Consider the following 24,909-nt stretch of genomic DNA (forward strand, 5'->3'; position numbering starts at 1 on the left):
CGGATTGGATCTGGTTCTACAATCACGAACGCCCTAACATGGCCTTGGGCGGTATTACCCCAATACAGCGGCTGGCCATGGTCGCATAGCGCTACTTCTGACTCCCCTTAAAAATGGGGGGATTACCATTCCGCCTTTGGCATTGATCGCACTGGGCTCAGCAATGGGCATTTTGGGTGCTCAGTTCATTGAAGTGTGGCTTAAGCGCCAAATTACCAAGATGGGAGGTGGGGAATGACAGCCATGCTGACACCAAATTTCAGCTTGTCTGAGCTGACGGTGAGTGACACAGCGACGAAACGGGTTTTGGACAATACACCACCTGATGTAGTACTACCCCGCCTTCGCACGCTTGCCCTCACCATGGAAGCAGTACGCGCCCACCTGAACCACGCGCCAATTATTGTCAGTAGCGGCTATCGTTCTCCCGCGCTAAATATAGATAGTGAGTGGAACAAACACCTCTGCACATTGTGAAGGGTGGGCCGTGGATTTCATTGCGCCGAAGTTCGGGACGCCATTGTCGATCTGCCAGCTATTGGTCAACCTGCCGGATTTCCGGTTTGATCAGCTGATTTACGAGGGCTCTTGGATACATCTGAGCATCGACCCGCGGCAGCGGCAGCAAGTGCTGACGATGCGAGATGGGAAGTACTTACCTGGATTGGTTACAATCGACAATTGAGATTGGAGACTGTCAAATTAATGCATTGGGGTATCAAACTGATACAACTTGGCTTACTTGATTAGTAAACAGTTCGTTAGGGGAAATGAGCGGTTAGAAAGCAGCACGTATAGGTCTACTAGCCCTTTCCCTTATGGTCCAGTCTGAAAAAATTTACTTAGCTGACTGTCGAGAACAGCTTTCTCTGCAGTTTCCGAATCGGTGCAGTGTGGTTTCGTCATATCTGACAATTTCACACAAGACTCACCAAGAATGTATTTCTTAGGTGCATCCCCCGAACCATTCGATATTCCGCTTCGCGTAAGATTATCTCTTCCGCTCCTATCTGATACTTCGCTGGGTGTTAGGCACCTATAGTTCTCATACACTCCCGTTACGCAAGGTGGCGGGCCAGATATTATTATCTGATTCCCGTCCTTGAAATACCGAGTCGTCTGAGTGACCAAGGCAAGGTAATTACTGGGGCTAAAGTTATATGGGGGAGAGTTAGGCTGAGCAGAAAGACCTTTCCAAACGCCTTCCTTACCCTGGATATGCCTAGGAGCATTGGAGGCATCTTCCGCCCAAACAAAAAGACTCAATGTATACAACGCCAATGGTAGTAAGTAGATTTTCATCATGAACTAATACTCCCATCACATTTTGGCACTGTGTAGTAACAAATACCGATAGTGACTGGCAAAGCTATCCATTGCTCAAGGCAAGGGAGTTTGACGCAGTTTCAAACCTTGAGTGAGTACATCTGCAAGTGTTGTCGATACGGCATGAGAAGTACGTTGCTTGGCTGAAGAGGGAACTAGCAGAGTGAAGGGAAGAAAAAGACAAAGCCCGTCAGTCTGAACAGACTACGGGCGTAGTTTTACTACAACAATTTTTGGTTCGCTAAAGATTGCCTACGAAGAACCAGAAAAAAATGCTGGCAAAATGTTGTCATTACCCAGTCCAAATAGGTACAAAACAGGCATAAAAATGACAACATCGAAAAACTAAGTCGTTGATTTTAAACGACATTATGGCGGAAAGGGGGGGATTCGAACCCCCGATAGGCTATTAACCTATACACGCTTTCCAGGCGTGCGACTTAAACCACTCATCCACCTTTCCGCGAAGCCGCGCATTATGCCAAAACCGCTCAGCCTCTGCAATTGAAAAGGCAGACTATTTTGGTGGGTGAAGGTTGCTGGTCTTGGCGTGCAAGCCACATTCCTTGTTTTCTGGGTTCTCCCACCACCAACGGCCGGCACGTATGTCTTCGCCAATAGCGATGGCTCGGGTACAAGGGGCGCAGCCGATACTGGGGTAGTGTTGGTCGTGTAAAGCGTTGTAAGGGACTCGATACGCCTTGATATAGGCCCAGACTTCTTTTTCTGTCCATGCCAATAACGGATTGAATTTCTGCAGGCCATTACTGGCATCCCACTCTTCCTCTGACATGTCTGTTCGGGTGGTGGATTGTTCACGGCGTAAGCCTGTTACCCAGGCTCGCATGCCCGCTAGGGCGCGAGCTAACGGTTCGAGTTTGCGAATATGGCAGCAAGCCTTACGTGCCTCGACGGAATGATAGAAACCGTTGATGCCTTGTGTGTTGACATAGGCCTCTATCAACTCAGCGCGAGGAAAGAAAACTTTGATGGACTTGGTTGGATAAGTCTCCGCTGCCTGTTGCATCAATGTGTAGGTTTCGGCTGGCAGACGTCCCGTGTCCAGGCTGAATATATCGATACCAATACTGTGACGGGAGATTAGGTCGGTCAGCACCATGTCTTCTGCCCCCAATGAATTGGCGAAGACTGCGGGATGGAATTCTTTGGCTATACGTTGCAGCAAGCCCAAGCTATGCGCCAGTTTGGCTTGCAGCGTCGGGCTATGCGCGCTGTTTGTGTTTTCCATGGTTCGGGTTCCATGTGGTGATGTTGAGGCAGCCCCTTATGTTTTGTAATGGCAATGTAGGGTAGATCTGCGTCAATTGCGGGGTCTGAGAATCTGTTCAAAATCTGTGACGAGCAGCTGTCAGTGGGGCACAGAGCAGCATAGAAACCGGAATGTACTTAGGTACATGAGGATTTCGAGCAGCACATAAGTCCTGATCACAGTTGCGCAGTAAGGTCCTGAACAGGTTCTGAGGCCGATCCGATGATCAAGCGGATATGAGTAATAAGCTCATGTTATCGGTCTCACCAAATAAGCAATAAAGACTGTTGTGTTAAGATTTTATAAAGCTCAGTTATTTCAAAATCAGTGCTACCAAGCCAAGCCGCAGGGTTTGGCAGGTGCCTTCCATGCTTAAGGTGGGATATGAAGCTGCAACAATTGCGTTATCTCGTGGAGGTGGCCAAGCAGGGCCTGAATGTGTCGGAAGCGGCGGAAGCGCTGCATACCTCACAACCCGGTATTTCCAAGCAGATTCGCTTGCTGGAGGACGAGCTGGGTGTGCAGGTGTTTATCCGCAACGGGAAACGTGTGGTGGATGTAACGGCGCCGGGTAGGGAGATTCTGCGCATTTCGGAACGTATTCTGCGCGAAGCCAAGAACCTCAAGCGGGTAGCAGAGGAATTCGTCAACGAGGAAGAGGGCAGCTTGGTTATCGCAACCACGCATACTCAGGCCCGGTATGCATTGCCCGCCACGATACGCAGTTTCATGCAGCGATACCCGGGGGTAAAACTCTCCATCAAGCAAGGCAGCCCTACGCAGATTTGCGAGTTTGTATTGGATGGTTCTGCCGATATCGCGATTGCTACCGAGGGTATCGACCAGTTTCCGGAGTTGATCAGCCTGGATTGTTATCAGTGGAATCGCAGCATTATCGTGCCTGATAACCATCCCTTGCTCGAACTGCGTCGCAACGTCACTTTGGCCGATGTGGCAGCGTACCCCATCATCACCTATGACTTTGCTTTTGCCGGCCGCTCCAAGATCAATCGTGCGTTTGAAGCGCAGAACCTCAGCCCGAACGTTGTGTTGACAGCAATCGATACCGATGTGATCAAAACTTATGTGGGGCTGGGCCTGGGTATAGGCATCATTGCCAGCATGGCATTTGACGTACACCGTGACCAAGGGTTGTTCGCGATTGATGCTTCACACCTGTTCGAGCCTTCCACTACGCATATCGGTGTACGGCGAGATGCGTATCTGCGTGGTTACACCTTTTCCTTTATCGAAGGGTTTGCACCCCATTTAAAGCGGCAGGTGGTGGAGCAGGCATTGAATACGCGGGGAGAAGAGTAGGGCTTATGTGCTGCTCGAAAGCCCCCGAAAGGGGGCCGCCGAACGGCTAGGATGCTTCGCACCAAGAACTTCGAAGCCTCTTGTACCCAAGGACAATCCGGCTTCTAATACTGTGTTTCACCCTGCTGATGGGGTTATTAGGTATTTCGGCAAATCAGTCATGAGGAAAAATTGCCGGTAATTTCTTTGCGGGTAATCTGCGCAGGCGGGCCGGCAACATAAGTGGCGAAGCTTTCCTCAAGTCCGCGGCGAACCGCACGCAGCAGTTCGGAAATTCGGGAAGCAAATGGCTGTGCCGCTGGCCCGCCAGGTCCGGGCGCAATGTTAAACGTTGTAGGTAAGAAGACTGAGGCAACAGTGCTCGGTGCCCCGACACCGTTACGCTGAACGCTGAGATTAACAAAACCGGCCGGCGCATTCTGCCGATCGATACGCCAGCCATATGTACCCGTCACATTGGTGGGACCCGGAAGGCCAAATAGCTGGTTCGCTTGGAGTTCTCCTATCGCATTTGAAACACCGGCTTGCGCAGCGGGGGGTAGTGTAGGAAGCGCTGGTCCCGTTTGCGGATAACCAGCCTGTGTGACCCAATTTCGCGTTGTTAATGACATACAAGAACCTCCAATTTGTCGGTTTGATGCATATACAAAAAGCGAAAGGTTTAGCGCCGCATTGAACGTCTTCCAGCACATAGCTTGGTAAGTATCTCTTCAATGTCTGCTGTGCATCGGCGATATGGTGTTGAAAACACCTTTGGAATGCGCATTTACCACCTGCAAACGCCGCTTCCTCTGTTGTTTAAACCTTGTCTCGTTCTAGCTCGCAAGACTTTGAATAGGTTTCAAAAACGTTTTAATGCTTTGTGGCGGTATCCTTTCGAGACTATGTACGTCCACAACGGTCTTCCGTGAACCGATGTGGTTTTTGCCAGACTTGGTTTTACTTCTTTACCTATCAAGAAACGTTAACAACCATCGAGCCTCCGGCCCGTGTAAATGGTTTGAGGCCAAGGCAAACGGGGGCGAGCGTATTGCAACCGGCCTTAAGAAAATCAGGTTGGCGTGGTCTGTATCGAAATAGGAGCACAATGCCTGCAGCACGTTCTTGATGGTGGACGCACAGAGCGTGAAGAACACGGACACGGCAGAATGCAAGGGCTATGACGCAGGCAAGAAGATCTCGGAGATCAACGTCATATAGTGGTGGGTATTCGGGGACTGCCGCATGCTGTTGCGGTTACAATTAAGATTTACGTGCATTCCACTCGGCTAGAAAGATTGGAATCTGCTCCGCAGGCAAAGGTTTGGCAATCCAGTAGCCTTGTATCTCGTCACAGCCGAGTTCAGCCAGGAAGTCCAACTGCGCGGCGTTTTCCACGCCTTCAGCAATCACCTTCAGCCGCAGGTTTTTGGCCAGGCTGATGACCGCGCCTGCTATGGCAGCATCGTCCGGGTCTTCGAGGATATCGATGATGAAGGAGCGATCAACCTTCAGTTTATCGATCGGGAAACGCTTCAGATAAGCCAAAGACGAGTAGCCCGTACCAAAGTCATCCACTGCCAGATGGACACCCATCTGCTTGAGTGTGCTCAGCATCAGAATTGCTTCGTTCAAGTCTTCCATCAGTGTGCTTTCGGTGACTTCCAGCTCCAGCCAATGCGCTTCCAGGCCAGTGTCTTCCAGCGCTTCACGCGTCAGCGACTCCAGCTGTTCGCCAAATTGCCGTGCCGAGACATTGACTGCGACCGGGGCAAAAAGCACACCGGCGTTTTGCCATGCCTTGTTTTGCTTGCATGCTTCCTGGATTACCCATTTACCTAGCGGCATGATCAGGCCGGTTTCTTCGGCCGCCGAGATAAAACGGTTCGGCGGCACAATACCGAACTCCGGATGCTGCCAACGAATCAGGGCTTCCAGCCCAACGACTGCTCGGGTCTTGAGATCAATCTGTGGCTGGTAATACAGCACGAATTCCTGTTTCTGCAATCCCTTGCGAAGATTGTTTTCCAGCAGCAGGAATTCGGTGCTGCGTTGGTTCATATCCTGGGTATAAAAGCGGAAGTTATTGCGCCCGGCTTTCTTAACGGCATGCATGGCGGTTTCGGCGTGTTGAATCAATGCTTCCCGGTTTTCACCGTCATCGGGGTAGACGCTGATGCCCAAGCTCGCGGTAACGGTCAGACTTTGGCCGCCAACCTCGTGTGGAACACAAAGCGCATCGAGCACATGATGCGAGAATGTCGAGGCTTGGTCGGGGCTGTTGATCTGGGGGAGCAGGGTAACGAACTGGTCTGCGCCATATCGGCTTACTGTGCCTTCCTCTCCTGCAATCCGTTTCAGTCTGGTGGCCACAGCCTGCAGGATCTGATCGCCCAGGTGGTTGCCCAGTGAATTATTAATGGCCTTGAAGCGGTCCAGGTCGATGAAAACAATGGCCAGCTGACCAGCCCGACGTTCCGTCCGAACCATGGCCTGGTTGATCCGGTCTGACAGCAGTGCCCGGTTGGGCAGGCCGGTCAGGACGTCGTAGTAGACCAGTTGTTCCACTTGGTGTTCAAAGCGTTGCCGTTCAGTCAGGTCGTTGAGAATAGCCAGATAGTGCTCAATTTCTCCACGACCGTCCCGTACCCGTACCATGGTCTGCCAAGTGGGCACATGGCGGCCATCTCGCCGCCGATAAGTGATTTCTCCCTGCCAGCTGTGGTTGTATTCGAGCGCGTGCCAGACTTCGGCGTAGGGTTGTTCGCCAGTACGCAGGCTGGGTACGAACATTTCGGGTTCGTTGCGTATGGTTTCTTCCATGCTGTAGCCGAGCAGGTGGGTAAAAGCCGGGTTGACCATCTGGATACGACGGGTCGCGCCAAGCATCATCAAGCCTTCCGTCGTATGCTCGAACATCATCATGGCCAGCCGTGCACGTTCTTCGGCTTGCATTTGCGCACTGATATCCTTTGCGCTGAAGAGTGCACCCAGAAATTGTCCACTGCTGTCGGGAACTGGTTCGATACGCACATCAAAACCACGTTGCCCCCCTGCGTGTTGGTCGCGCCATATGCGGTATTGAATGGTTTCGCCGCTTAGTGCTTTTTGTAGGGCGCCGTAGGTAGTGGATTCGTAACGATCGGGGGAAAAGATGGTGCTGGCGTGATGACCGAGCAGGTATTCCTCGGTCATCGACTTGTAATCGCAAGCGGCTTTGTTGGCGAAACGGCAGATCAAATCATGATCAAACACCAGCACTTGCTCGCCAGTATGGCGAAAAAGGGCATCCAGCAGGCCGCGGGTGCTGAAACCATTTGACATGAAGAGACCTCCAGCGAGGATCTTAACTGCACTCTAAACCTAGTCAGTCATCAAAGCGACATGCCATATCGTATCGATCGACTGCATTCCCTTTGATTAATAGCACCTAGCGTAGAATGACTGGCTTACTTCCGAGGTCGCCATGACAGTTACCTTTCCCGACAGCCCCTACCGTCTGCATCAGCCTTTTCCGCCGGCCGGTGATCAGCCGACAGCCATTGCCCAGTTGGTGGAGGGTATCGATGATGGTCTGCGTTTTCAGACCCTGCTGGGTGTGACTGGTTCGGGCAAGACCTACACCATGGCGAATGTCATCGCGCGTACCGGCCGGCCCGCCATTGTGCTGGCGCCCAACAAGACCCTGGCGGCGCAGCTATATTCCGAATTCCGCGAATTCTTTCCCGAGAATGCGGTTGAGTACTTTGTTTCCTACTACGACTACTACCAGCCTGAAGCCTATGTGCCAAGCCGTGATCTTTTCATTGAAAAGGATTCGCAGATCAATGAGCACATCGAGCAGATGCGTCTGAGCGCCACCAAGGCGCTGCTGGAAAGACCCGATGTGGTAATTGTGGCGACTGTGTCTGCCATCTACGGTATCGGTGACCCAAGCGAATACCATCAGATGATTCTGCATGTGCGTGAAGGCGAGAAACTGCAGCAGTCTGACTTGGTCAAGCGTCTGGTACAGATGCAGTACGAGCGTAACGAAGTCGACTTCTCGCGGGGCCATTTCCGGGTACGTGGCGATGTCATCGATGTCTTCCCGGCTGAAAATGCGGACCTTGCCGTGCGTATCAGCATGTTTGATGACGAAGTCGAGTCGATTCAGCTATTCGATCCACTCACGGGCCATATCCGCCAGCGCTTGGGTCGGTTCACCGTTTTCCCTTCCAGCCACTACGTCACACCGCGCCACACGGTGTTGCGCGCGATTGAGACGATCAAGGAGGAACTGCGAACCCGGATGGAATTCTTTCATCAGGAACATAAATTGGTGGAGGCCCAGCGACTGGACCAGCGCACCAAGTTCGACCTAGAAATGCTCCAGGAGATGGGGTTTTGCAAAGGTATTGAAAACTATTCCCGGCATTTCTCGGGTAAACCAGCGGGTTCTCCCCCCCCCACACTGATCGACTACCTGCCTAAGGGCAGTCTGATGTTCATTGACGAGAGCCACGTCATGATCGGTCAAGTCGGGGCCATGTACAAAGGGGATAGGGCGCGTAAGGAGAATCTGGTCGATTATGGCTTCCGGTTGCCGTCGGCGCTCGATAACCGGCCGCTCAAGTTTGAAGAATTCGAAACCATGATGCCGCAGACAGTTTTCGTCTCGGCAACTCCCGCCAACTATGAGGTTGAACATCAGGGGCAGGTGGTGGAACAGCTGGTTCGCCCGACAGGTCTTATCGACCCTGTGATCATGGTGCGGCCGGTGACGACCCAGGTGGATGACTTGATGAGTGAAATCCAGAAACGCACCGCAGTCGGCGAGCGCGTGCTGGTAACGACGCTGACCAAGAAGATGTCCGAGCAACTGACCGATTACCTGCTCGAACACCATATCAAGGTGCGCTACCTGCATTCCGATATCGAAACCGTGGAACGGGTGGAAATTCTGCGTGACCTGCGTTTGGGTGAGTTCGATGTGTTGATCGGCATCAATCTGCTGCGTGAAGGATTGGATATTCCGGAGGTCTCGCTGGTCGCGATTCTGGATGCGGACAAGGAAGGCTTCCTGCGTAGCGAGCGGAGTTTGATTCAGACCATCGGCCGGGCTGCGCGTAACCTGAATGGCACAGCTATTTTGTATGGGGACCGGATTACCGAATCGATGAAGAAAGCCATCGGCGAAACCGAACGCCGCCGCGCCAAGCAGATTGCCTTCAACGAAGCCAATGGCATCACGCCGCGCGGTGTGGTCAAACGCATCAAGGATATCATCGACGGTGTCTATGATAGCGAAGCTGCGGCAGCCGACCGCTTGGAACGTAAGCAAGCCATGTTGCTGGAGGAAATGGATGAGAAAGCACTAGCCAAGCAGCTCAAGACAATTGAGAAGGCCATGATGGAAGCGGCCAAGAATCTAGAATTCGAAAAAGCTGCCGAGCTGCGCGACCAGCTGCATAAGCTACGTGAAAGGGTATTTGGCGCGGCTTGAACGGTCGAACGTGCCGAAGGGTGTGGGGATATTTTCTTTAGTTACTCTATTGCCTCGCCCGCTGAATACGTGATTGCAAGAAGTATCACAGTCCGTAGGGCTGCAGATGCTATTCCTCCTTAGGGTTCGGACCATACTGATTTTCATCGGGCGTGCTGTCCTGTATTGCAAAGATTATCAGGACAATCATGCCGATAAATGGGATCAATAGGATAAGAGACCACCAACCGCTACGGTCGATATCATGGAGTCGTCGTACGGTTACGGCAATAAAGGGAAGGAATATGGCCAAGTTATATATAAGGCTCAGAATGCCTGTCCCATGAATATTCGGGAGATTTGCAATCCTTTCGATGAGCCCGAGCGCAAACCCGATGATTATGTTGAAGAGAATGAACATCCAGAATTCCTTCCGGCGTGCTCTGCCAGAGAACACTGCGTATTTCTTCAGTACTTCCAGATACCAGTTCATGTCTTTCCCTTTCCTAAAGCCAAGTTCAACATACTTGGGGTTCTAGCTGCCGCATGTCAGGCACTTCAAATAAAACCCTTATATATGAATTTGACATATTTCGGTTAGGTGTATTACGGGCGTGAAAGTTCTATTTTTGGCGGGTTTGGATAAGTAATTTCTAATTCTGTTTTAAAAAGAGCCGGTCAATCGTATTTGCGCAGCAAAGCAGCTTCGTGTTTTTCGCGAACACGTGCCACGGCTTGCCAAATATTTCTGGCAGCTTCCGGGTTGTCGGTGACGAATCGTTTGCTGAATAAAAGGAAGTAATCTTTGCCCTGTAACGGTGGGCCGACTTTCTCAAACTGGTCGGTCAAGCCGGCATTCTTCAAATAGCTATCAGCCGAGGGCTCCAAAGTCGCATAGGCGGAGATACGGCCGAGTTTGAGCTTGGTGAAGTTTTCCGGGTAGCCTTTGCCACCATCGTCCACCGTCAAGCCTTTGTCCCGTAATGTCGTGCTCATCACCCAGCCGGTATTGACGCCAACCGGCAGCGTAATGCCATCAAATTTCTGCCCATCCCAGCTCGCGCTTCCGCCTTTCAACCGGTACAGCGCATAGCTGATATGGGTAACACGCTGGCTTGAATCGGGATGGCTGCCATTCATGGGGTAGGCATACAGTTGTGCCCGTTCCCCGGTATACGAAAAGATAAAGGCGCCATCGATCTGGCCATGCTCCAGCTCTTTCAACATGCGTAGCTGTGGCAACCTTTGTAGCTGCAACCGATACCCGGCAGCGGTGACAGCCTGTTGTACCAGTTCGACGGCCAGCCCAGGCGGGTCGGCGACCTTATCGCCCCTGCCCATCAGGAAAGGGGCGGAATCAACATCGACAAAAGCCAGGTTGACGATCTGATGAGGCTCGGCCCAGGCTGATGGCAGCAGGGCAATACTCAGTAGCAGACTGATGATCCAGATGAATTTCACAGCAGTGCTCCGAGGCGAAACCTGCTTATGTTGTATAGGGTGGAAACAAGAGATATGCCTGCATTATCCACTTGTATGCCAGTGGATTTCGAGCAAGGCAGAGCCCCGGATTGCAGCGCTGCAACAAATACGTAAACAGTGAATAGCTAAGAATCTGTTCTAAGTCTCGCGAGCTAGGGCGAAAACAGTCGAGGAAGTGGAGTTTACGCGTGGTAAATGAGCATTCCGAGGCTGTTTTTAACACCGTATTGCAGATGCGCAGCAGACTCTGAACAGGTTCTAAAGACCTGGGTCATTGTCGTTGGCTTGCGTCTGCGCTGTAAACACCCAGTCCGCATAGTGGCTCTTTCCTTTGAAGTCGCTGTCGTTTGGCGCAAACAGGTCGACTTTGATCGGGGAAGCGGTTGATTTGCTGGCGATGGCCATGATGCCGCCATCGGGATGCCGAATCAGCTGCCAGTCCATCTGGCCGGTAATCGGGTCGGGGTAGAGCTGGCGCAGATGGCGCTTCAGTTTGGGGAAGCGGCTGTCAAGCAGCAAGTCCTCCAGTCGTTGTGGGTAACGGCGTTTGCCTGGCGGCATGGCGCGGTAGTAACTGCTGAGTGCCGCCCGGTAGGCTGCACCGGTTTGCAATAGGGTGTCTTCGGCCTGACGGCGTTGTGCGATGCTCCCTAACAGCACCGTTGCGCTGGCAGCTACGCCCATCACAGCCAGAAAGATCAGCAATGCCAGATAGCTGAAACCAGCCTGGCGAGGGAGGAGGGGATTCATAAGCTGGAAAACAGCTTGCCGTCGGCCGTGCTGCCCTCGGCAGTGCTTTTCAGATCGTAGATGCCACTGCCGTGCTCAACTTCCGCGGTGATCAGGTTCCAGGCGCTAGTGCTGTCCAGTACTGGGTCGATGGGCAAACTGCGCAGATAGTGCTTTTCAACCAGTTCATCAAGGCTATCTGGGTAGCGCCCTGTATCGGCATAGAATTTGTCGATGGCGCTGCGGGTAATTTGCAGGTTTTCGCGCAGTACCACCTCCTTGGATTTGTCGATGCTCTGAAAATAGCGCGGCACCGCCAATGTAAGCAACAGGGACACGATGGCCAGGACGACCAGGAGCTCAATCAGCGTAAAGCCACGGGGCGGCTTACCATTTCCTGTAGGGCAAACCATTGAGTCCTTCTCCTTGTGCAAGCGAATACACGTCGTAGACATCCTCTCCCTCCGCTGGATTACTGGCTTCACTGGCATAGCTGCGTTTGCCCCAGCAACGCTCGGCCTCGGAATCGTTGCACCATGGGTCGAGTGGAATTCGGCGTAGAAAGAACAGTTTGCGGCCCGATGGGTTGAGCTGGTCGGGTACGCCATCCACCAAGGTCGTCAAGCTGGGTGGGTAGCCACTGGCGTCTTGCTGCCGCTGGATATGGCCGGCATCGAAAGCCTGCTTGTAGGCATCGATACCAGCTCGGATTTCGCGAAGCGCCTGTTTCAATTCTTGTTCCTTGACTCGCTGCAATGTGACCTGGGCAGAAGGAATCACCAGCGTTGCCAGTACCGACAGAATGGCCAGTGTGACCAAGAGCTCGATCAGACTGAAACCATTCAGGTAGGTTGGCTGGCGCAGGGGCATATCAGGGCGCCAGTTTTAACTGAAAAGCAGACAGAGCCGGCACGAGGCTGCGACCATCCACCGACTGTGGTGTGGCGCTCAGCACGGAAAGCTGGGTTTGGCCTGCTTCGGCATTAATCACCTTGGCGGTGACGGTTGCTACCAGACCTTCGCCCTTGGCGCCGGTGGCACTCGACAACAGGGTGTTCAACGCGACCTGGCCGGGCTCGAGCTGGGTATTGAAGACGGTTTCCCCTTTGGTTTTCAGGAAGTCGCCTTCGTCGACTTTTACAATCTCCAGCACCTTGGGGTCGTAACCAATCACCAGCGGCAAGCCGTTGATGGCCTGGTCTCCCTGGTAGCGCAACTGGAATTCAATCGTGCGGCCTTGGGCTGCGCTATCAGGGCCGGACCAGCGGAATGTGCTGTCCGGCTTGGTAGCGATGGCCTCTGGCACTTCAATAGGCTTCGGTACTATGGGCTGGGCATTGGGCGCTGCACTGGTCAGGGGTGGGGTGGATGTCTCGATCCGTGTACGGCGGAAACTGCTGTCGGTACCCGATTCGAATTCGAGCACATTGGCGTCGGGCCGGCGGACGTTACGAATCAGCCTTGGGGTGATCGACAACACGATTTCCGTTTTGGCATTGTCGTTGTTGTGGCTGCCGAACAAACGCCCCAATAGTGGAACGTCGCCCAGCAACGGTACCTGGTTGATGGTACGGCGGTCTTCGTTGTTGATCAGCCCGGCCAGGACCTGGTTTTCACCGTCGCGTAGGCGCAGCACTGCCGATGCGGTACGCGTGCCGATCTCGTAGGCGCGTGAACTCTTGGTCTCGATCGTTTTGAGGATATTGCTGACCTCTAGCGAGGTCTTGATCGACACTTCATCATCGGGGTAGATGGTGGGTTCGACCTCCAGCTTCAGGCCAACCTCGATATACGAAACCGACTCGGAAGCAAAGCTGGTGCTCAGCGTCGAGGTGATCACCGGTACCTTGCTGCCGATCAGTATCTTGGCTTTTTCGCGGTTATGGGTACGGATACGCGGGTTGGCCAGGAGGTTGGTATCGGTGTTCTGATCCTTGGTATTGATGCTGATCGAGCCGATGTCGCCAGTAATGGTGTCCTGATTCAGGTTGCGCAGTTGCCGGATAGTCAGCTTGCCACCGGTTCCCGACTGCAAGGGTGAGAAATTCAGTTGGTCAGGCCAACGTACGCCAAGCTCCATCAGCTTGGTGCGTTTCACTTCCAGCACTTCCACTTCCAGCATGACCTCGGGCTCGGGCAGATCGTGCAGAGCCACAAGTTTTTCGGCTTGGCGGATCACATCGGGGCTGTCGCGCAGCATGACCATATTGAGTTTTTCATCCACCACGATGTCCTTGGCGCGGATGATAGTCTTCATCGTGGCTGCCACCGCCTTGGCCTCGGCATTGGAAAGGTAGAACGTCCGCACCATGACAGGCTGGTAGTCCTTGCGTTTGGCCTGTGTATCTGGGTAGATCAGAATGGTGTTGGCATCGAGCACGCGCTGCTCCAGCTGGTTGCTGAGCAGGATCATATTGATGGCGGATTCGACCGTGCTGTTCTTGAGGAATATCGAGGTACGCTGGTCGGTACGTACGTCCTTGTCGAACAGGATGTTCAACCCGGAAGTACGGGCAATCAGGTCGAACAGGGTCTTCAGCGAGGTATCTTTGTATTGCACCGTGATCGGCTTGCGATACGCCGTGGCCAGCCCGGATTGCAGGCTGCGCTGACTCAGCTTTTCTTCGATCTCGCGTAATAGCGCCTGCGCAGGCGCATGGTTGGGTTGCTCAGCCAGGATGCTGCGCAGGCGGCTTTGCGCCATATCGGCGTCCTGTTTCTTCCAGGCTTGCTCTGCATCGGCATAGAGTGCGGTGCGGCGGCGTTCGGTGATGATGCTTTGCATGCCGGCAATCGCGCGTGGATGACGGCCGTCCAAGGCCAGGACTTGCTGATAGTGACGCTCGGCTTCGGCGAAATCCTTTGCGGTAAGGGCGAGCTCGGCCGCGGTCAGTCTGTTGCCGACAGTGGCGTCACGTGCATTCAGATAAGCCATGCGGTACTCGGCCGATTCGGGCGCCAGATCGCTGGCCTCTTTGAGTTTACTCAAACCAGTCGTGACGTTCCCCTCATTCAACATGCGCCGGCCGTCCCGGTACGCGGTCTGGGCGGCACAGCCAGCAAGGCAAAGCAAGGTGGTCAACAGGGTGATGCGACGGCCATACGAGGCGTTTCTACTATTCAACACAGAAAAACTCATTCTTCGCCTTGTCCGATGGCTAGGGTTTGTTTGGCTTCAAGTGGCAGGAAGGTCAACGTCAGAAGGGTGGGTTTGATCTCATCGACCCAGTAAGCCCCCAGCAGCGTGTCGCCGATATGGACGACCAGGGTCTGATCAGCGCTTTCCAGATACACCTCCCAACTTTGGCCATCGAACTGCTTGCCGATGAACTGGAAAGGCAGCGGCGGGGCGACCTGTGCTGGAGGTGGGCTAACAACCGCAGGGGCGGGCGGCGCAACTGCTGCAGCTGCTTTGGGTTTGGATTTGGCCGGGAAGAGGTTGGCCTCATCCTCTTCTTCATGCATCAGACTGGCGCGTGGCAGTAAGGCGGCGATCTGCGTGTTCTCGGTTACAGGTTTACGCACAGGGGCAGCATCAGCCGGTTTTCTTGCACTTTGTTTGAAAGTGGCGGCATTGGCGGTCGGCGCTGCCTTGTCCCCCCAGAAGGCGAGATAGGCGGCAACGATCAGGAGTCCGGTCATGACCATATGACGGGGTTTCAACGGCGTGCCTCCTGTTGTTCCGGTTGTGGTGGCGTGTCTTCGAGGCGCGACCAGATACTGATCTTCAATGTGGCCTTGAGGATGTCAGCCTCGGCGTTCTCGCGTTTGAAGCTGATGTCGTCGAGTGAGAGATTCGGTTTGCCGCGCAGCATCGCTTCAGCCAGATCGCGTATATCGGGGTAGTTGCCCACCAGGGGCAGGACAATCTGCAAGCGCTCCAACCCGGCATTACGTTGTTGGTTCACGCTGTAATCGGCTTCGGCGATATCCCAGCCCTCGTCGGCTGCGATCGCGAACAACTCGGTGAGGGCATGGTTACGAGTTTTGGCTGGCGTGAGCACCTGGTACAGCGCTGCCAGTCTCGCGGTATCACCGTGTGCGGCAGATTGAGTCTGCGACGAGGCAATGGCTGGGTCTGTCTTGGTTCGTGCCGATCGTGCTGCAAGATCGACTTCATGCCGCTCTGCCTGCAGGGCCATCAGCCAGCCTATGGCAGCGGCCAATAGCAATACCCAGCCAGTTAACGCCACCTTGCCTTGGCGTAGCAACCAGATTTCACCGAGCAAGCGCAGGCTGGAAAACCACCCAGGTAAGCGAATCGCACTTTTCATGGTTGGGCTACCTGCGCGACAAAATCGAACTGCACTCGTCCACCAGCGACTTCCTCATTGCTACGGTGCTTGCGCAACTGTACATCCATGAAGAAACCCGATGCCCGCAATGCCTCTATGTAAGCCAGCATGGTCTGCACATCATCGCATTCGGCCGATACGTTGACGGCACGGTTTTGGGCGTTGGGTACTATCGACAGCAATGAAACCTGGGGCTGCGCGGCAGCTTCGAAGGCCGCGAACCAATCGACCCAGGGCAGATTGAGCTGATGCACCGCCTCGTTGACGGCCTTGACCTGGGTCGAAGGCAGCTTGGGCGTAGTGGATTTGACGGGGCTGCTCTGAAAGAAAGCGGCCTGCATCTTGGCTTGCAGGGCTTGTTCCAACACATGGCTGCGCTGTTCGCTTTGCCAAAAGCGTCCCAGTGCCAATAACAACGCCAATGCAGCGACAAGCCAGATAAGACGCAGGATAGGGTGCTTACGCTGCCACTGACTGGGGATGGAGAGATTGGCGGTGCGTGAGAAATCGATGGCCAGGGGCTTCATGGCGCAGCTCCCTGGTTGGCCAATTGCAGCGCGCTGGCAGGGTGGCTGGGGTTGGCGTATTGGCCCAACCGGCAGGATTGCCAGTCACCAAAGGTATCGCCTCGCGGCAGCCAATGGGCATTGCCCAGCCAGCATATCTGTGTCGGCAGTGTGGCTTCGTGTACGGCCAATCGACGTGCCTGGCCGCTGAGTTTGTCGAGCAGTGCATCGTGGCTGGGTGCGGGGCCGACGGGCGCGCAATGCACATAGCGCCATTGGCCAGCCTCAATTGCGGCGTAGGTCAGGTGGGTGCCTTGGCCGAATGCCAGCCATGTCGAATCGGGTAGGGCGTGACAGGTCTGGTTCCAGGCTCGGACAAAAGCAGGAAGGGCATCGTGCAGCAACCAGCCACGTCGTTGCGCCAGTTGCTCAACCGCAGTACACAGTGCTGCCGGCAAGGCACAGGCCAGGAAAGGGCGATCACCAGCCCAGTCGGCTTCAATACGCCAGCTATTGGCCGATTCGCCAAAGAGTTGCTGGAACCTTGCCTGGGCCACTGCACGCAACGTGGCGAGGCTGCTGATATTGGCGGGTGGCTGTACCAACCAGAATCGTGCCAGGGGGTCGGCAATGGTCAGGCGCAGATGTGGGCGGAGCAAGCTGCGTATTGGTTTGGCAGGTAATGCCTGCTCCAGCGCTTGTAAGCCATCGATTGGCGTGGTGTGGCTCAGCAGGGTTTCCGTAGGCGCAGCATGGCCCTGGCTCACGAGCGCCACATTGTCGGCGGCAATGCCGAGCGAGAGGATTTCAGCCCTTAAGCGTGACACGGCGTATCTCCTCCAGCGTGGTATGGCCATCCTTGGCTTGCTTGAGCGCCGCTTCGAACAGGGTTTCAGTGCCGTTACGGCGTGCCACCTCTTTGATCTGGCGGATTGGGGCTTTGTCGACGATCAGCTCGCGTAATTCATCGGTCAAGGTCAGGAATTCAGCGATTGCCCGGCGGCCTTTGTAACCGGTGCCGCGGCAGTCGCCACAGCCACGGCCTTGGCGGAACTGGTAGCCCTTCACGTCTTCCAGCTTCAGGCCCAGCGGCTTGAGCTGGTCGGCATCGACCGTCACAGGCTCGCTGCAATGTGGGCAGTTCATGCGGATCAGCCGCTGCGCCCAGATGCCATTGAGTGCCGACACGAAAGCATAGGGGTCGATACCCATATGGGTGAAACGGCCGAATACGTCGAATACGTTGTTGGCGTGTACCGTGGTAAGCACCAAGTGGCCGGTGAGCGCGGATTGCACGGCGATCTCGGCGGTGTCGGTATCGCGTATCTCACCCACCATGATCTTGTCCGGGTCGTGCCGCAGGATGGAGCGCAAACCACGGGCGAAGGTCAGCCCCTTCTTTTCGTTCACCGGAATCTGCAGGATGCCAGGCAGCTGGTATTCGACCGGGTCTTCAATCGTCACGATCTTGTCGCGGCCATGGTTGATTTCAGCTATCGCACCGTACAGGGTCGTGGTCTTGCCCGATCCGGTCGGGCCGGTGACGAGCACCATGCCATAAGGCTCGCTGACGAGTTGGCGCAGGGTTTCCAAGGCTTCTGCCTCGAAACCCAGCGCTTCAAGCGTGAGCGAGCCGTGTTCGGCCACCATGGCTTGCTTGTCGAGAATACGGATCACCGCATCTTCGCCATGGATGCTGGGCATGATCGACACGCGCAGATCGATTTCGCGCTCGGCAGCCTCGACACGGAAGCTCCCATCCTGCGGTACGCGCCGTTCGGCAATATCGAGTTCCGCCAGCACCTTCAGGCGTGAGATCACCTGCTCGGCAAGGTTGCGGCCGCTGACCTGGGTAACCGAATCCAACACACCGTCGATACGATATTTCACCGCAAGGCCCGATGGCGTGGATTCAAGGTGGATATCGCTGGCGGCAACCTTGAGCGCGTCGTACAGCGTGGAGTTGACCAGCTTGACCGCGGCACTGCCGCCATCGCTGGTGCTCAGGAAACTGAGTTTTTCGGCTGCCCGTTCACCGCTGCGTTGCTCGGTGGCCTCGATCGACAAATGGTCCACCGCCCGGACGGATTCCTCCTGGCGGGCGAGATAGGCGTGGATATCTGATGGCAGTGCCAGGTGGTACTGCAACGGTTGCTGACACAGTCCTTCCAGCCATACCGGCAGGTCGGCATCGAATGGATTGCCGAGCACCGCATGCAGGGTGGTATCGATGCGGCGTAATACTACGCAGCCGCGCTTTTGCGCCTGTGCCAATGGCAATATATCGAAGGCTGACTGCAGTGCCAGCATATCGGCGGTTTCCATGCTGGGTAGCCGGAACCATTGCGCCAAGGCATGCAGGGTCTGGCGTGGTTCGGTTTGCAACAGCATGCCCAGGCTGTCCAGCACCGGGTTGCCATTGCGTGCGGCAGTGGCATGGGCTGCCTGTAAAACGGCGGGGGTCAGGGCGGGTGGATTCACAGGCTGCCTGCCAAATCAAAAATGGGCATATAAAGCAGTACGACGATGCCGCCGATTACCAACCCGATTGCAGTCATCAGTATGGGTTCAAAGGTCTTGGTGAAGCGTTCGATCCAACGCGTGGTTTCGCTTTCATAGAAGTTGGCCGATCGCGTCAGCATCGCGCCCATCTGCCCGGAACGCTCGCCCACACGCAGCATGCGCAGCGAGATCGGGGTGCTGAGGGCGTGCTTATCAAATGCGTCGGACAGCATTTCGCCTTCGCGTATTGCTGCGGTAGCTGCTGCCACATGAACTCGGGTGGCAGGTGCAGCCACACTGCTGACCATGCCCAGCGCGGTGGTGATAGGTATACCGCCCTCCAGCAGCATACCGAGGGTGAGGTAGAGCCGGGAGAGTTCCAAAATACGCATCCGTTCGCCAATGCCGGGCAGACGCGCCAGCCAACTGCGCCAGACTCCGCTGCGCGCAACCTGGCGTAATTGCCAGCCGGCGAGCGACAGCACGGTCAACAAGCCCAATCCGACGGCTGCACTGTTGTGGGCGACAAACTGGCCCCAGTCGAGCAGCAGCTGCGACAGCATGGGCATGGGTCGGCCGGTACCCTGGTAGACCGCAGCGAAGCGTGGCACGACAAAACCCAGCAGGAACAAAGCCACGCCACCGCCAACCGTAATCAGGATGCTGGGGTAGATGGCGGCGCTGATCAGCCGGCTGCGGATATCATCGAGCCGGATCTGGTAATCGAGATAGCGCGACAACGCCTGCGGCAGCTCGCTCGTACCTTCGGCGGCCTGAACGATACCGACATAAAGCTGCGGAAAGATCGTCGGCTGCAATGCCAACGCTGCAGAAAAACGCTCCCCTTCGCGCAGTGCCTTGTACAAGCCAGCCAGCACAGAGGCTGCCAATGGGTTGCTTTCCTTTTCCTGCAACGCTTCGATGCACTCGACCAGACTTAGTCCCGCCTCCAACAAGGCCAGCAATTCCTGGCTGAACAGTACGAGGGAAAACCGGTTGCGCTGGCCAAAGGTCTTGGCTGGGCTGGCGGTTGTGATCGACAGCACTGTCAATTGGTTCGCTTCTGCCTGGCGGCGCACCTCGGCCTCGTCGCTGGCTTCGAGCAACAGGGTTTCTACAAGGTTCTGCGCCGATAGGGCTTGTACTTGGAACTGCATGGCTGCAACAACTCAACGGGTGGCGATATCGGCGTCGTCAGCGGTGCCGCCAGGAACGCCATCCTTACCGTAGGAAATCAGGTCGTACTCATTGGGTACCAATGACCGGTACAGATAAGCGCGGCCCCAGGGGTCGGCCGGCAAGGTCTTGGGCATGTAGGGCCCATTCCATTTGTTCACGTCAGTCGGGCGGGTGACCAGCGCGTTGAGCCCCTGCTCGGAAGTCGGGTAATTGCCCACGTCCACACGGTACGCATCAAGCGCCTTGGCAAAAGCTTCGACCTGGGCCCGGGCAATGGTTTGTTCCGACTTGCCGATCTGGGAGAAATAGCGGGGTCCGACATAGGCGGCCAATAGGCCAATGATGGCGACGACAACCAACAACTCCAACAGCGTAAAACCTTTACTACGAGCTAATTGCATAAGAATCGGCACTTCCTAATTAATTAAAATTACGAATAAAGCAAACCATAGCCAATTCGAATTAAGGAAGTGGCAGTGTATTCGTAATTTTTGAAGATTAGCAGCCAGTTTTTTTAAAATAAGATAAGACGAATAATCTAATTAAATTTTATTTATGCAAGGTCTTGCATTTACAGGATTTTGTATCAAAGCCCCATGAATCAAGCGTTTCACATTTGTTGCGTTATTGATTAATTATTGCTGCCGGAGTGGATTGCACTTGCGGGGAAATAGGCAAGCTACGGTAGGCTTTCCGCGCAGTCTGAAGTTTTTCAAGGGAGTGAAGTTGTTCTTATGTTGGACGGGTGCCAAGCACTGTCTCTGGCAGAACTATTGTGCCCGCTATATGCATCTATCGCTGAGTTGTGCTCAGAATAACAAGGAGCGTTATGAAAAACGTGTTTAAGAAGACGCTAATAGCGATTGCCGCTAGCGTTGCCATTCCAGCAGCCTCTGCTGCCGCAATTAATTTTGAATCCCTGAAGCCGGAAATCTTTACCGCAGGTGATTCCTTCAAAGAAGACAATTACAAATTTACGGTGACTGGTGATCCGGCTGCAGGTGGTCTGCTGGGTGCCATCGGTACCAGTGCCACAGCTACCTGTTCATTGATCGATTGCCCGGTGGGCAACGATGGCCAGTTCTACCTCGGCCTGAATGACGGCGGCTTGCGCATTGACAGCAGTGTTGGCATGGGGTTCACCCTGGGCAAGTTCGAAGCCAGCTTCATTGCGCCGCTTACTGCGCGTATTCCTTCATCGGTAGCGAAGCTGGTCATTTCGGCAACGGACTATCTGGGCCAGGTGCATAACACCAGCTTCGAATTGCCAGGCCAGAACACAAGTGGCGATTGGGAATTTGTGGGCTTTGCGTTCGATGCACCGAACATGATCCTGCGCAATATCTCCTTCTCGGCCTGCTTGACCGACTCATCGGGCAGCTGCGTGGCATTGGGTAACAACCAGGCCCAGTTCGGCCTCGACAACCTGAATGTGACGACTGTTCCCGAGCCTTCCAGCGCACTGCTGATTGCGCTTGGCCTTGCCGGTCTTGGCTTTGCCTATCGTCGCAAGCAATCCGTCTGATCGCTGTTCCTAACTCTGACTCGGAATTACATCCATGACACATGGTCCCGCAAAATGGGCTTTGCTCGCGATTGCTTCTAGCCTTGCCGCGACTGCAGCGGCAGATGATGTTCGTCGTCCTTATATCGTTCAACTGGCTGATAAACCGGTTGCGTCCTATGTTGGCGGCATCAGTGGCCTGAATGCCACAGCGCCAAGCAAGGGCACTCGCCTCAATGTTGAAGCAGCCGATGTCCAGGCCTATATCAACTACCTCGATGCCAAGCAGACCAATGTACTGGCCTCGATCGGTACTGCGCAGAAGGTGTATGACTACAAGCTGGTCTTCAATGGCTTTTCTGCATTGCTGACCGACAAGGAAGTCCGCGCCCTGAAGAGAAACGCCGGCGTTGTGGCGATTACGCAGGATGCACCACGTGAACTCCTGACCAACTACACCCCGAGCTTCCTTGGCCTTGATAAGCCAGGCGTTGGTCTGTGGAGCCAGTTGGGTGGTCCGGAGCACTCGGGCGAGAACGTGATTATTGGTGTGATCGACAGCGGTATCTGGCCTGAAAACCCAGCCTTTGCCGACCGCGTGGACGCACAGGGCGTACCGACTTTCGATAACGCCGCAACACTGGCCTACGAGGCACCACCCGCCAGCTGGAAGGGCACCTGCTTGACCAGCTCGAGCTTCCCAGCCTGTAACAACAAGCTGATTGGCGCACAGATCTTCCGCGATCAGTTCGATGCGTTGGTGGCGCAAGGCATGTACACACCGCATTGGAGCGACTATGTATCGCCACGCGACAATGGCGGCCATGGTACCCATACTTCCAGCACCGCAGCAGGTAACAGCAAGGTGCCGGTTTCGATGGGTGGTGTAGCGCTGGGCAGTTCCTCCGGTATCGCCCCACGTGCACGCGTTGCCATGTATAAGGTGTGCTGGAGCTATAATGACCCGCTCATCGCTGGTGCCGCCAAGAACTCCTGCTTCACCGCCGACAGCGTAAAGGCGATTGAAACCGCCGTGGCCGATGGCGTGAACGTGTTGAACTACTCCATCAGCGGCAGCCAGACCAGCATGATGGACCCGGTTGAACAGGCTTTCTTTGGTGCGGCTAATGCCGGTGTGTTTGTTGCGGCCTCGGCCGGCAACAGCGGCCCGGCTAACCAAGTGGCACACATCAGCCCATGGCTAACCACCGTAGCGGCTTCCACGCATGATCGCTTCTATGAAGGTTCTGCCAACCTCGGCAATGGCACCACGGTGACTGGTGCGTCGTTGAGCCAGACCCCGGTGGATGCAAGTGCCATGGTGCTGGCATCGGACGTGGGCATGAGCGGTGCAGATGCAGTGGCAGTGCGTGAATGCTGGAACACCGGCGTACTGGACCCAGCGAAGGTGGCTGGCAAGGTAGTTGTTTGTGACCGTGGTACCGTTGCCCGTACGGACAAGAGTGCTGCGATCAAGGCTGCCGGTGGCGTCGGTATGATCCTGGTCAACCTGACATCCAGCCAGTCCTTGAATGCAGACATGCACACGGTTCCGTCGCTGCACGTGAACAACGTCATGGGTGCCAGCGTCAAGGCCTATGCTGCGCAGGCTGGTGCTACCACGGCAATCAGCAAGGGTGAACTCAAGGCGGGTGTGATTCCTGCACCGGTGATGGCAGAGTTCTCCTCGCGTGGTCCGAACAAGGGTGAGATGAACACTCTCAAGCCTGATCTGACTGCGCCTGGTGTCGATATCCTGGCCGGTTATGTACCTAGCCAGACCCAAGCCGAGCACGATGCCATCAACAACGGCTCCATGGTTCCGTCTGCAGCGTGGGACTTCCTGCAAGGTACCTCCATGTCCAGCCCACACGTGGCCGGTATGGCAGCATTGCTTCGCCAGAAGCACCCAACCTGGTCGCCTGCAGCCATCAAGTCCGCTTTGATGACTACGGGCTACAACACGTTGGATGATGGTAGGGCCGGCCAGGCAAATGGTCGCCTGCCTTGGGCTCAGGGTGCTGGGCATGTCAGCCCGAATGCCGCTGCCAACCCAGGTCTGGTGTACGACGCAGGTTCCAGCGACTACATCCGCTATATGTGTGGCGCGAATGTCGGCCTGTCGCCTGCAGTTTGCAGCGCTTTCGGTTCGACTCAGCCATACAACCTGAATCTGGCTTCGATGACGGCTTCCAATGTGCTCGGTTCGCTGACTTTCCGTCGTACCGTGACCAATGTGTCCGATGCACCATCGACCTACACGGCTACCGCCACCTTGTCTGGTTACAAGGTAACGGTATCGCCTGAGACGATGACATTGAACCCAGGCGAAAGCCAGAGCTTCACTGTGAAGCTGGACCGCACCACCGCACAGAAGGATGTGTGGCAGTTCGGTTCGCTTGTGTGGAGCGATGGTACGCACAACGTGCGTAGCCCGCTGACTGCACGTAGCGGCGCGATGATCACCGCACCGGTTCAGTTGGCCAGCGAGGCAACGAGCGGCAGCAAGGTGTTCAGTGTTGGTACCGGCTTTAGCGGCAAGCTGAATGCCCTCCAGGGCGGCCTGAAAGAAGCGACACGCATCAGCGGTAATGTGTTGAAGGCTAACCATGATGGTATGGCTGCATGTAAGGCAGGTAACGATCCAACGGGTGGGTTGAAGGTGCATGAGTTCGTCGTGCCTGCCAACAACCTGGTTACCCGCTTTGACCTGTACGATGCCGATACCGAGCATGGTTCGTCCGATGATATCGACCTGATCGTGATGAACAGCGAAGGCACCGTGTTGGGTACCAGCTTGAATGGTGGTTCGGATGAAAGCGTGCAAGTCCTGAACCTGCCAGCCGGTACTTACAAGGCTTGTATCCTGGGCTACTCACCACGCGGTGGCAGCGCTAACTACACCATGTCGGCTTGGGCAGTTAATGCAGGCGACACTGGTGGCGACTTCAAGGTACTGTTGCCCGGCAAGGCTTACGCTGGTGGTACTGCCTCGGTGGGTATGAGCTGGAAGAACCTGCCAACTGGCAAGCGTTATCTGGGCGCCGTACGTTACAGCGCAGATGGGTACGAGGAAGGCAATACCGTTCTGTTGGTGCAGACCAATGATCCGTTGCCAGCAACGAACCTTGGTGCACGTAACACCCCTGCTGATACTGGTATCTAAGTAAGAGGGTGCTTTGGAGCCTGCTGGAGTGCGAGCAGGTTCCAATGCCCGTATCGGTAAATGCTGAGTCTGTTGTAACGCAGGGCATGGCCGTAAGGCTTGTCCTGATGATGTAAAAACAAGACCCTGGGACGTAATGCCTCAGGGTCTTGTTTTGTCTAGTATCGCGAACTGTAAATATTTGTTC

Annotated in this window: 23 protein-coding genes, 1 tRNA gene and 1 pseudogene; 8 read left to right on the forward strand and 17 right to left on the reverse strand. The window is 55.1% G+C overall.

What is annotated here, in order from left to right; all coding sequences use genetic code 11:
- The first annotated feature begins 136 nt into the window (after window positions 1–136).
- Genes ACUHMQ_RS14620 through ACUHMQ_RS14630 form a run of 3 tightly spaced genes read left to right on the forward strand, consistent with a single transcriptional unit; the run spans window position 137 to window position 685 of the window.
- Window positions 137–238 (forward strand): hypothetical protein, encoded by a 102-nt coding sequence (locus ACUHMQ_RS14620; protein ID WP_445296200.1) that lies wholly within the window; start codon window positions 137–139, stop codon window positions 236–238.
- A gap of 5 nt (window positions 239–243) precedes the next feature.
- Window positions 244–477, forward strand: a complete 234-nt coding sequence (locus tag ACUHMQ_RS14625; protein ID WP_445296201.1) for a D-Ala-D-Ala carboxypeptidase family metallohydrolase — start codon at window positions 244–246, stop codon at window positions 475–477.
- 10 nt (window positions 478–487) lie between these two features.
- On the forward strand, window positions 488–685 hold the full coding sequence (locus tag ACUHMQ_RS14630) for a hypothetical protein (protein WP_445296202.1): 198 nt from the start codon (window positions 488–490) through the stop codon (window positions 683–685).
- A gap of 1,013 nt (window positions 686–1,698) precedes the next feature.
- Here ACUHMQ_RS14630 and ACUHMQ_RS14635 read toward each other — a convergent pair.
- Both ACUHMQ_RS14635 and ACUHMQ_RS14640 read right to left on the reverse strand, forming a co-directional pair.
- Window positions 1,699–1,789 (reverse strand) — tRNA-Ser (locus tag ACUHMQ_RS14635).
- A 54-nt stretch (window positions 1,790–1,843) separates the two neighbouring features.
- Entirely contained in the window at window positions 1,844–2,575 is a 732-nt protein-coding gene (locus ACUHMQ_RS14640; protein ID WP_445296203.1) for a phosphoadenylyl-sulfate reductase, read from the reverse strand.
- 405 nt (window positions 2,576–2,980) lie between these two features.
- Between ACUHMQ_RS14640 and cysB the strand changes: the two genes are divergently transcribed.
- On the forward strand, window positions 2,981–3,916 hold the full coding sequence (gene cysB, locus ACUHMQ_RS14645) for an HTH-type transcriptional regulator CysB (RefSeq protein ID WP_445296204.1): 936 nt from the start codon (window positions 2,981–2,983) through the stop codon (window positions 3,914–3,916).
- A 158-nt stretch (window positions 3,917–4,074) separates the two neighbouring features.
- Here cysB and ACUHMQ_RS14650 read toward each other — a convergent pair whose 3' ends face one another.
- Window positions 4,075–4,527 carry a hypothetical protein gene (locus tag ACUHMQ_RS14650; RefSeq protein ID WP_445296205.1) on the reverse strand — a complete coding sequence of 151 codons (453 nt, stop codon included), beginning with the start codon at window positions 4,525–4,527 and terminating at the stop codon, window positions 4,075–4,077.
- Between the two features lie 496 nt (window positions 4,528–5,023).
- Between ACUHMQ_RS14650 and ACUHMQ_RS14655 the strand changes: the two are divergent.
- Window positions 5,024–5,157: pseudogene (locus tag ACUHMQ_RS14655) on the forward strand (IS5/IS1182 family transposase); the annotation flags it as partial.
- 1 nt (window position 5,158) lies between these two features.
- Here the strand turns inward: ACUHMQ_RS14655 and ACUHMQ_RS14660 are convergent.
- Window positions 5,159–7,219: a putative bifunctional diguanylate cyclase/phosphodiesterase gene (locus tag ACUHMQ_RS14660; RefSeq protein ID WP_445296206.1), complete on the reverse strand. Its 2,061-nt coding sequence runs from the start codon at window positions 7,217–7,219 to the stop codon at window positions 5,159–5,161.
- A gap of 142 nt (window positions 7,220–7,361) precedes the next feature.
- On the opposite strand from ACUHMQ_RS14660, the gene uvrB reads away from it, so the two are divergent.
- Window positions 7,362–9,380: an excinuclease ABC subunit UvrB gene (uvrB, locus tag ACUHMQ_RS14665; RefSeq protein ID WP_445296207.1), complete on the forward strand. Its 2,019-nt coding sequence runs from the start codon at window positions 7,362–7,364 to the stop codon at window positions 9,378–9,380.
- Window positions 9,381–9,489: 109 nt separating this feature from the next.
- Here uvrB and ACUHMQ_RS14670 read toward each other — a convergent pair whose 3' ends face one another.
- From ACUHMQ_RS14670 to gspG, 13 genes are all read right to left on the reverse strand, one after another.
- Window positions 9,490–9,852, reverse strand: a complete 363-nt coding sequence (locus ACUHMQ_RS14670) for a DUF805 domain-containing protein (RefSeq protein WP_445296208.1) — start codon at window positions 9,850–9,852, stop codon at window positions 9,490–9,492.
- Window positions 9,853–10,037: 185 nt separating this feature from the next.
- Window positions 10,038–10,820, reverse strand: a complete 783-nt coding sequence (locus ACUHMQ_RS14675; RefSeq protein WP_445296209.1) for a substrate-binding periplasmic protein — start codon at window positions 10,818–10,820, stop codon at window positions 10,038–10,040.
- A gap of 279 nt (window positions 10,821–11,099) precedes the next feature.
- Window positions 11,100–11,591 carry a type II secretion system protein gene (locus tag ACUHMQ_RS14680; protein ID WP_445296210.1) on the reverse strand — a complete coding sequence of 164 codons (492 nt, stop codon included), beginning with the start codon at window positions 11,589–11,591 and terminating at the stop codon, window positions 11,100–11,102.
- A complete protein-coding gene (locus tag ACUHMQ_RS14685; protein WP_445296211.1) occupies window positions 11,588–11,983 on the reverse strand; it encodes a type II secretion system protein in 396 nt (131 codons plus the stop codon). Before ACUHMQ_RS14685 ends, ACUHMQ_RS14680 begins: the two co-directional genes overlap by 4 nt.
- On the reverse strand, window positions 11,958–12,440 hold the full coding sequence (locus tag ACUHMQ_RS14690; RefSeq protein ID WP_445296212.1) for a type II secretion system protein: 483 nt from the start codon (window positions 12,438–12,440) through the stop codon (window positions 11,958–11,960). Before ACUHMQ_RS14690 ends, ACUHMQ_RS14685 begins: the two co-directional genes overlap by 26 nt.
- A gap of 1 nt (window position 12,441) precedes the next feature.
- A complete protein-coding gene (locus ACUHMQ_RS14695; RefSeq protein ID WP_445296213.1) occupies window positions 12,442–14,709 on the reverse strand; it encodes a secretin GspD/PilQ domain-containing protein in 2,268 nt (755 codons plus the stop codon).
- A complete protein-coding gene (locus ACUHMQ_RS14700; RefSeq protein ID WP_445296214.1) occupies window positions 14,706–15,233 on the reverse strand; it encodes a hypothetical protein in 528 nt (175 codons plus the stop codon). The genes ACUHMQ_RS14695 and ACUHMQ_RS14700 overlap by 4 nt, the downstream gene beginning before the upstream one ends.
- Complete coding sequence (locus ACUHMQ_RS14705) at window positions 15,230–15,844, reverse strand: hypothetical protein (RefSeq protein WP_445296215.1); 615 nt, start codon at window positions 15,842–15,844, stop codon at window positions 15,230–15,232. Before ACUHMQ_RS14705 ends, ACUHMQ_RS14700 begins: the two co-directional genes overlap by 4 nt.
- Window positions 15,841–16,392, reverse strand: coding sequence for a hypothetical protein (locus tag ACUHMQ_RS14710; RefSeq protein WP_445296216.1), 552 nt, complete (start codon window positions 16,390–16,392; stop codon window positions 15,841–15,843). Before ACUHMQ_RS14710 ends, ACUHMQ_RS14705 begins: the two co-directional genes overlap by 4 nt.
- Window positions 16,389–17,198 (reverse strand): hypothetical protein, encoded by an 810-nt coding sequence (locus ACUHMQ_RS14715; RefSeq protein ID WP_445296217.1) that lies wholly within the window; start codon window positions 17,196–17,198, stop codon window positions 16,389–16,391. Before ACUHMQ_RS14715 ends, ACUHMQ_RS14710 begins: the two co-directional genes overlap by 4 nt.
- Entirely contained in the window at window positions 17,179–18,852 is a 1,674-nt protein-coding gene (locus tag ACUHMQ_RS14720; protein ID WP_445296218.1) for a GspE/PulE family protein, read from the reverse strand. Before ACUHMQ_RS14720 ends, ACUHMQ_RS14715 begins: the two co-directional genes overlap by 20 nt.
- Window positions 18,849–20,030: a type II secretion system F family protein gene (locus tag ACUHMQ_RS14725; RefSeq protein WP_445296219.1), complete on the reverse strand. Its 1,182-nt coding sequence runs from the start codon at window positions 20,028–20,030 to the stop codon at window positions 18,849–18,851. The genes ACUHMQ_RS14720 and ACUHMQ_RS14725 overlap by 4 nt, the downstream gene beginning before the upstream one ends.
- 12 nt (window positions 20,031–20,042) lie before the next feature.
- Window positions 20,043–20,453, reverse strand: coding sequence for a type II secretion system major pseudopilin GspG (gene gspG / locus ACUHMQ_RS14730; protein WP_445296220.1), 411 nt, complete (start codon window positions 20,451–20,453; stop codon window positions 20,043–20,045).
- Between the two features lie 428 nt (window positions 20,454–20,881).
- Here gspG and ACUHMQ_RS14735 point away from each other — a divergent pair, with 428 nt between their 5' ends.
- Window positions 20,882–21,577: an NF038120 family PEP-CTERM protein gene (locus tag ACUHMQ_RS14735; RefSeq protein ID WP_445296221.1), complete on the forward strand. Its 696-nt coding sequence runs from the start codon at window positions 20,882–20,884 to the stop codon at window positions 21,575–21,577.
- Between the two features lie 34 nt (window positions 21,578–21,611).
- Window positions 21,612–24,722, forward strand: coding sequence for a S8 family peptidase (locus ACUHMQ_RS14740; RefSeq protein ID WP_445296222.1), 3,111 nt, complete (start codon window positions 21,612–21,614; stop codon window positions 24,720–24,722).
- The last annotated feature ends 187 nt before the right edge of the window (window positions 24,723–24,909 follow it).

It is taken from the genome of Chitinimonas violaceus, assembly GCF_052601015.1.

Bases quoted from the DNA above. Each gene is read 5' to 3' on its own strand.
- ACUHMQ_RS14625 (WP_445296201.1), top strand. From the start codon at position 244: ATGCTGACACCAAATTTCAGCTTGTCTGAGCTGACGGTGAGTGACACA.
- ACUHMQ_RS14640 (WP_445296203.1), bottom strand. From the start codon at position 2,575: ATGGAAAACACAAACAGCGCGCATAGCCCGACGCTGCAAGCCAAACTG.
- cysB (WP_445296204.1), top strand. From the start codon at position 2,981: ATGAAGCTGCAACAATTGCGTTATCTCGTGGAGGTGGCCAAGCAGGGC.
- ACUHMQ_RS14650 (WP_445296205.1), bottom strand. From the start codon at position 4,527: ATGTCATTAACAACGCGAAATTGGGTCACACAGGCTGGTTATCCGCAA.
- ACUHMQ_RS14660 (WP_445296206.1), bottom strand. From the start codon at position 7,219: ATGTCAAATGGTTTCAGCACCCGCGGCCTGCTGGATGCCCTTTTTCGC.
- uvrB (WP_445296207.1), top strand. From the start codon at position 7,362: ATGACAGTTACCTTTCCCGACAGCCCCTACCGTCTGCATCAGCCTTTT.
- ACUHMQ_RS14670 (WP_445296208.1), bottom strand. From the start codon at position 9,852: ATGAACTGGTATCTGGAAGTACTGAAGAAATACGCAGTGTTCTCTGGC.
- ACUHMQ_RS14680 (WP_445296210.1), bottom strand. From the start codon at position 11,591: ATGAATCCCCTCCTCCCTCGCCAGGCTGGTTTCAGCTATCTGGCATTG.
- ACUHMQ_RS14685 (WP_445296211.1), bottom strand. From the start codon at position 11,983: ATGGTTTGCCCTACAGGAAATGGTAAGCCGCCCCGTGGCTTTACGCTG.
- ACUHMQ_RS14690 (WP_445296212.1), bottom strand. From the start codon at position 12,440: ATGCCCCTGCGCCAGCCAACCTACCTGAATGGTTTCAGTCTGATCGAG.
- ACUHMQ_RS14695 (WP_445296213.1), bottom strand. From the start codon at position 14,709: ATGAGTTTTTCTGTGTTGAATAGTAGAAACGCCTCGTATGGCCGTCGC.
- ACUHMQ_RS14705 (WP_445296215.1), bottom strand. From the start codon at position 15,844: ATGAAAAGTGCGATTCGCTTACCTGGGTGGTTTTCCAGCCTGCGCTTG.
- ACUHMQ_RS14710 (WP_445296216.1), bottom strand. From the start codon at position 16,392: ATGAAGCCCCTGGCCATCGATTTCTCACGCACCGCCAATCTCTCCATC.
- ACUHMQ_RS14725 (WP_445296219.1), bottom strand. From the start codon at position 20,030: ATGCAGTTCCAAGTACAAGCCCTATCGGCGCAGAACCTTGTAGAAACC.
- gspG (WP_445296220.1), bottom strand. From the start codon at position 20,453: ATGCAATTAGCTCGTAGTAAAGGTTTTACGCTGTTGGAGTTGTTGGTT.
- ACUHMQ_RS14735 (WP_445296221.1), top strand. From the start codon at position 20,882: ATGAAAAACGTGTTTAAGAAGACGCTAATAGCGATTGCCGCTAGCGTT.
- ACUHMQ_RS14740 (WP_445296222.1), top strand. From the start codon at position 21,612: ATGACACATGGTCCCGCAAAATGGGCTTTGCTCGCGATTGCTTCTAGC.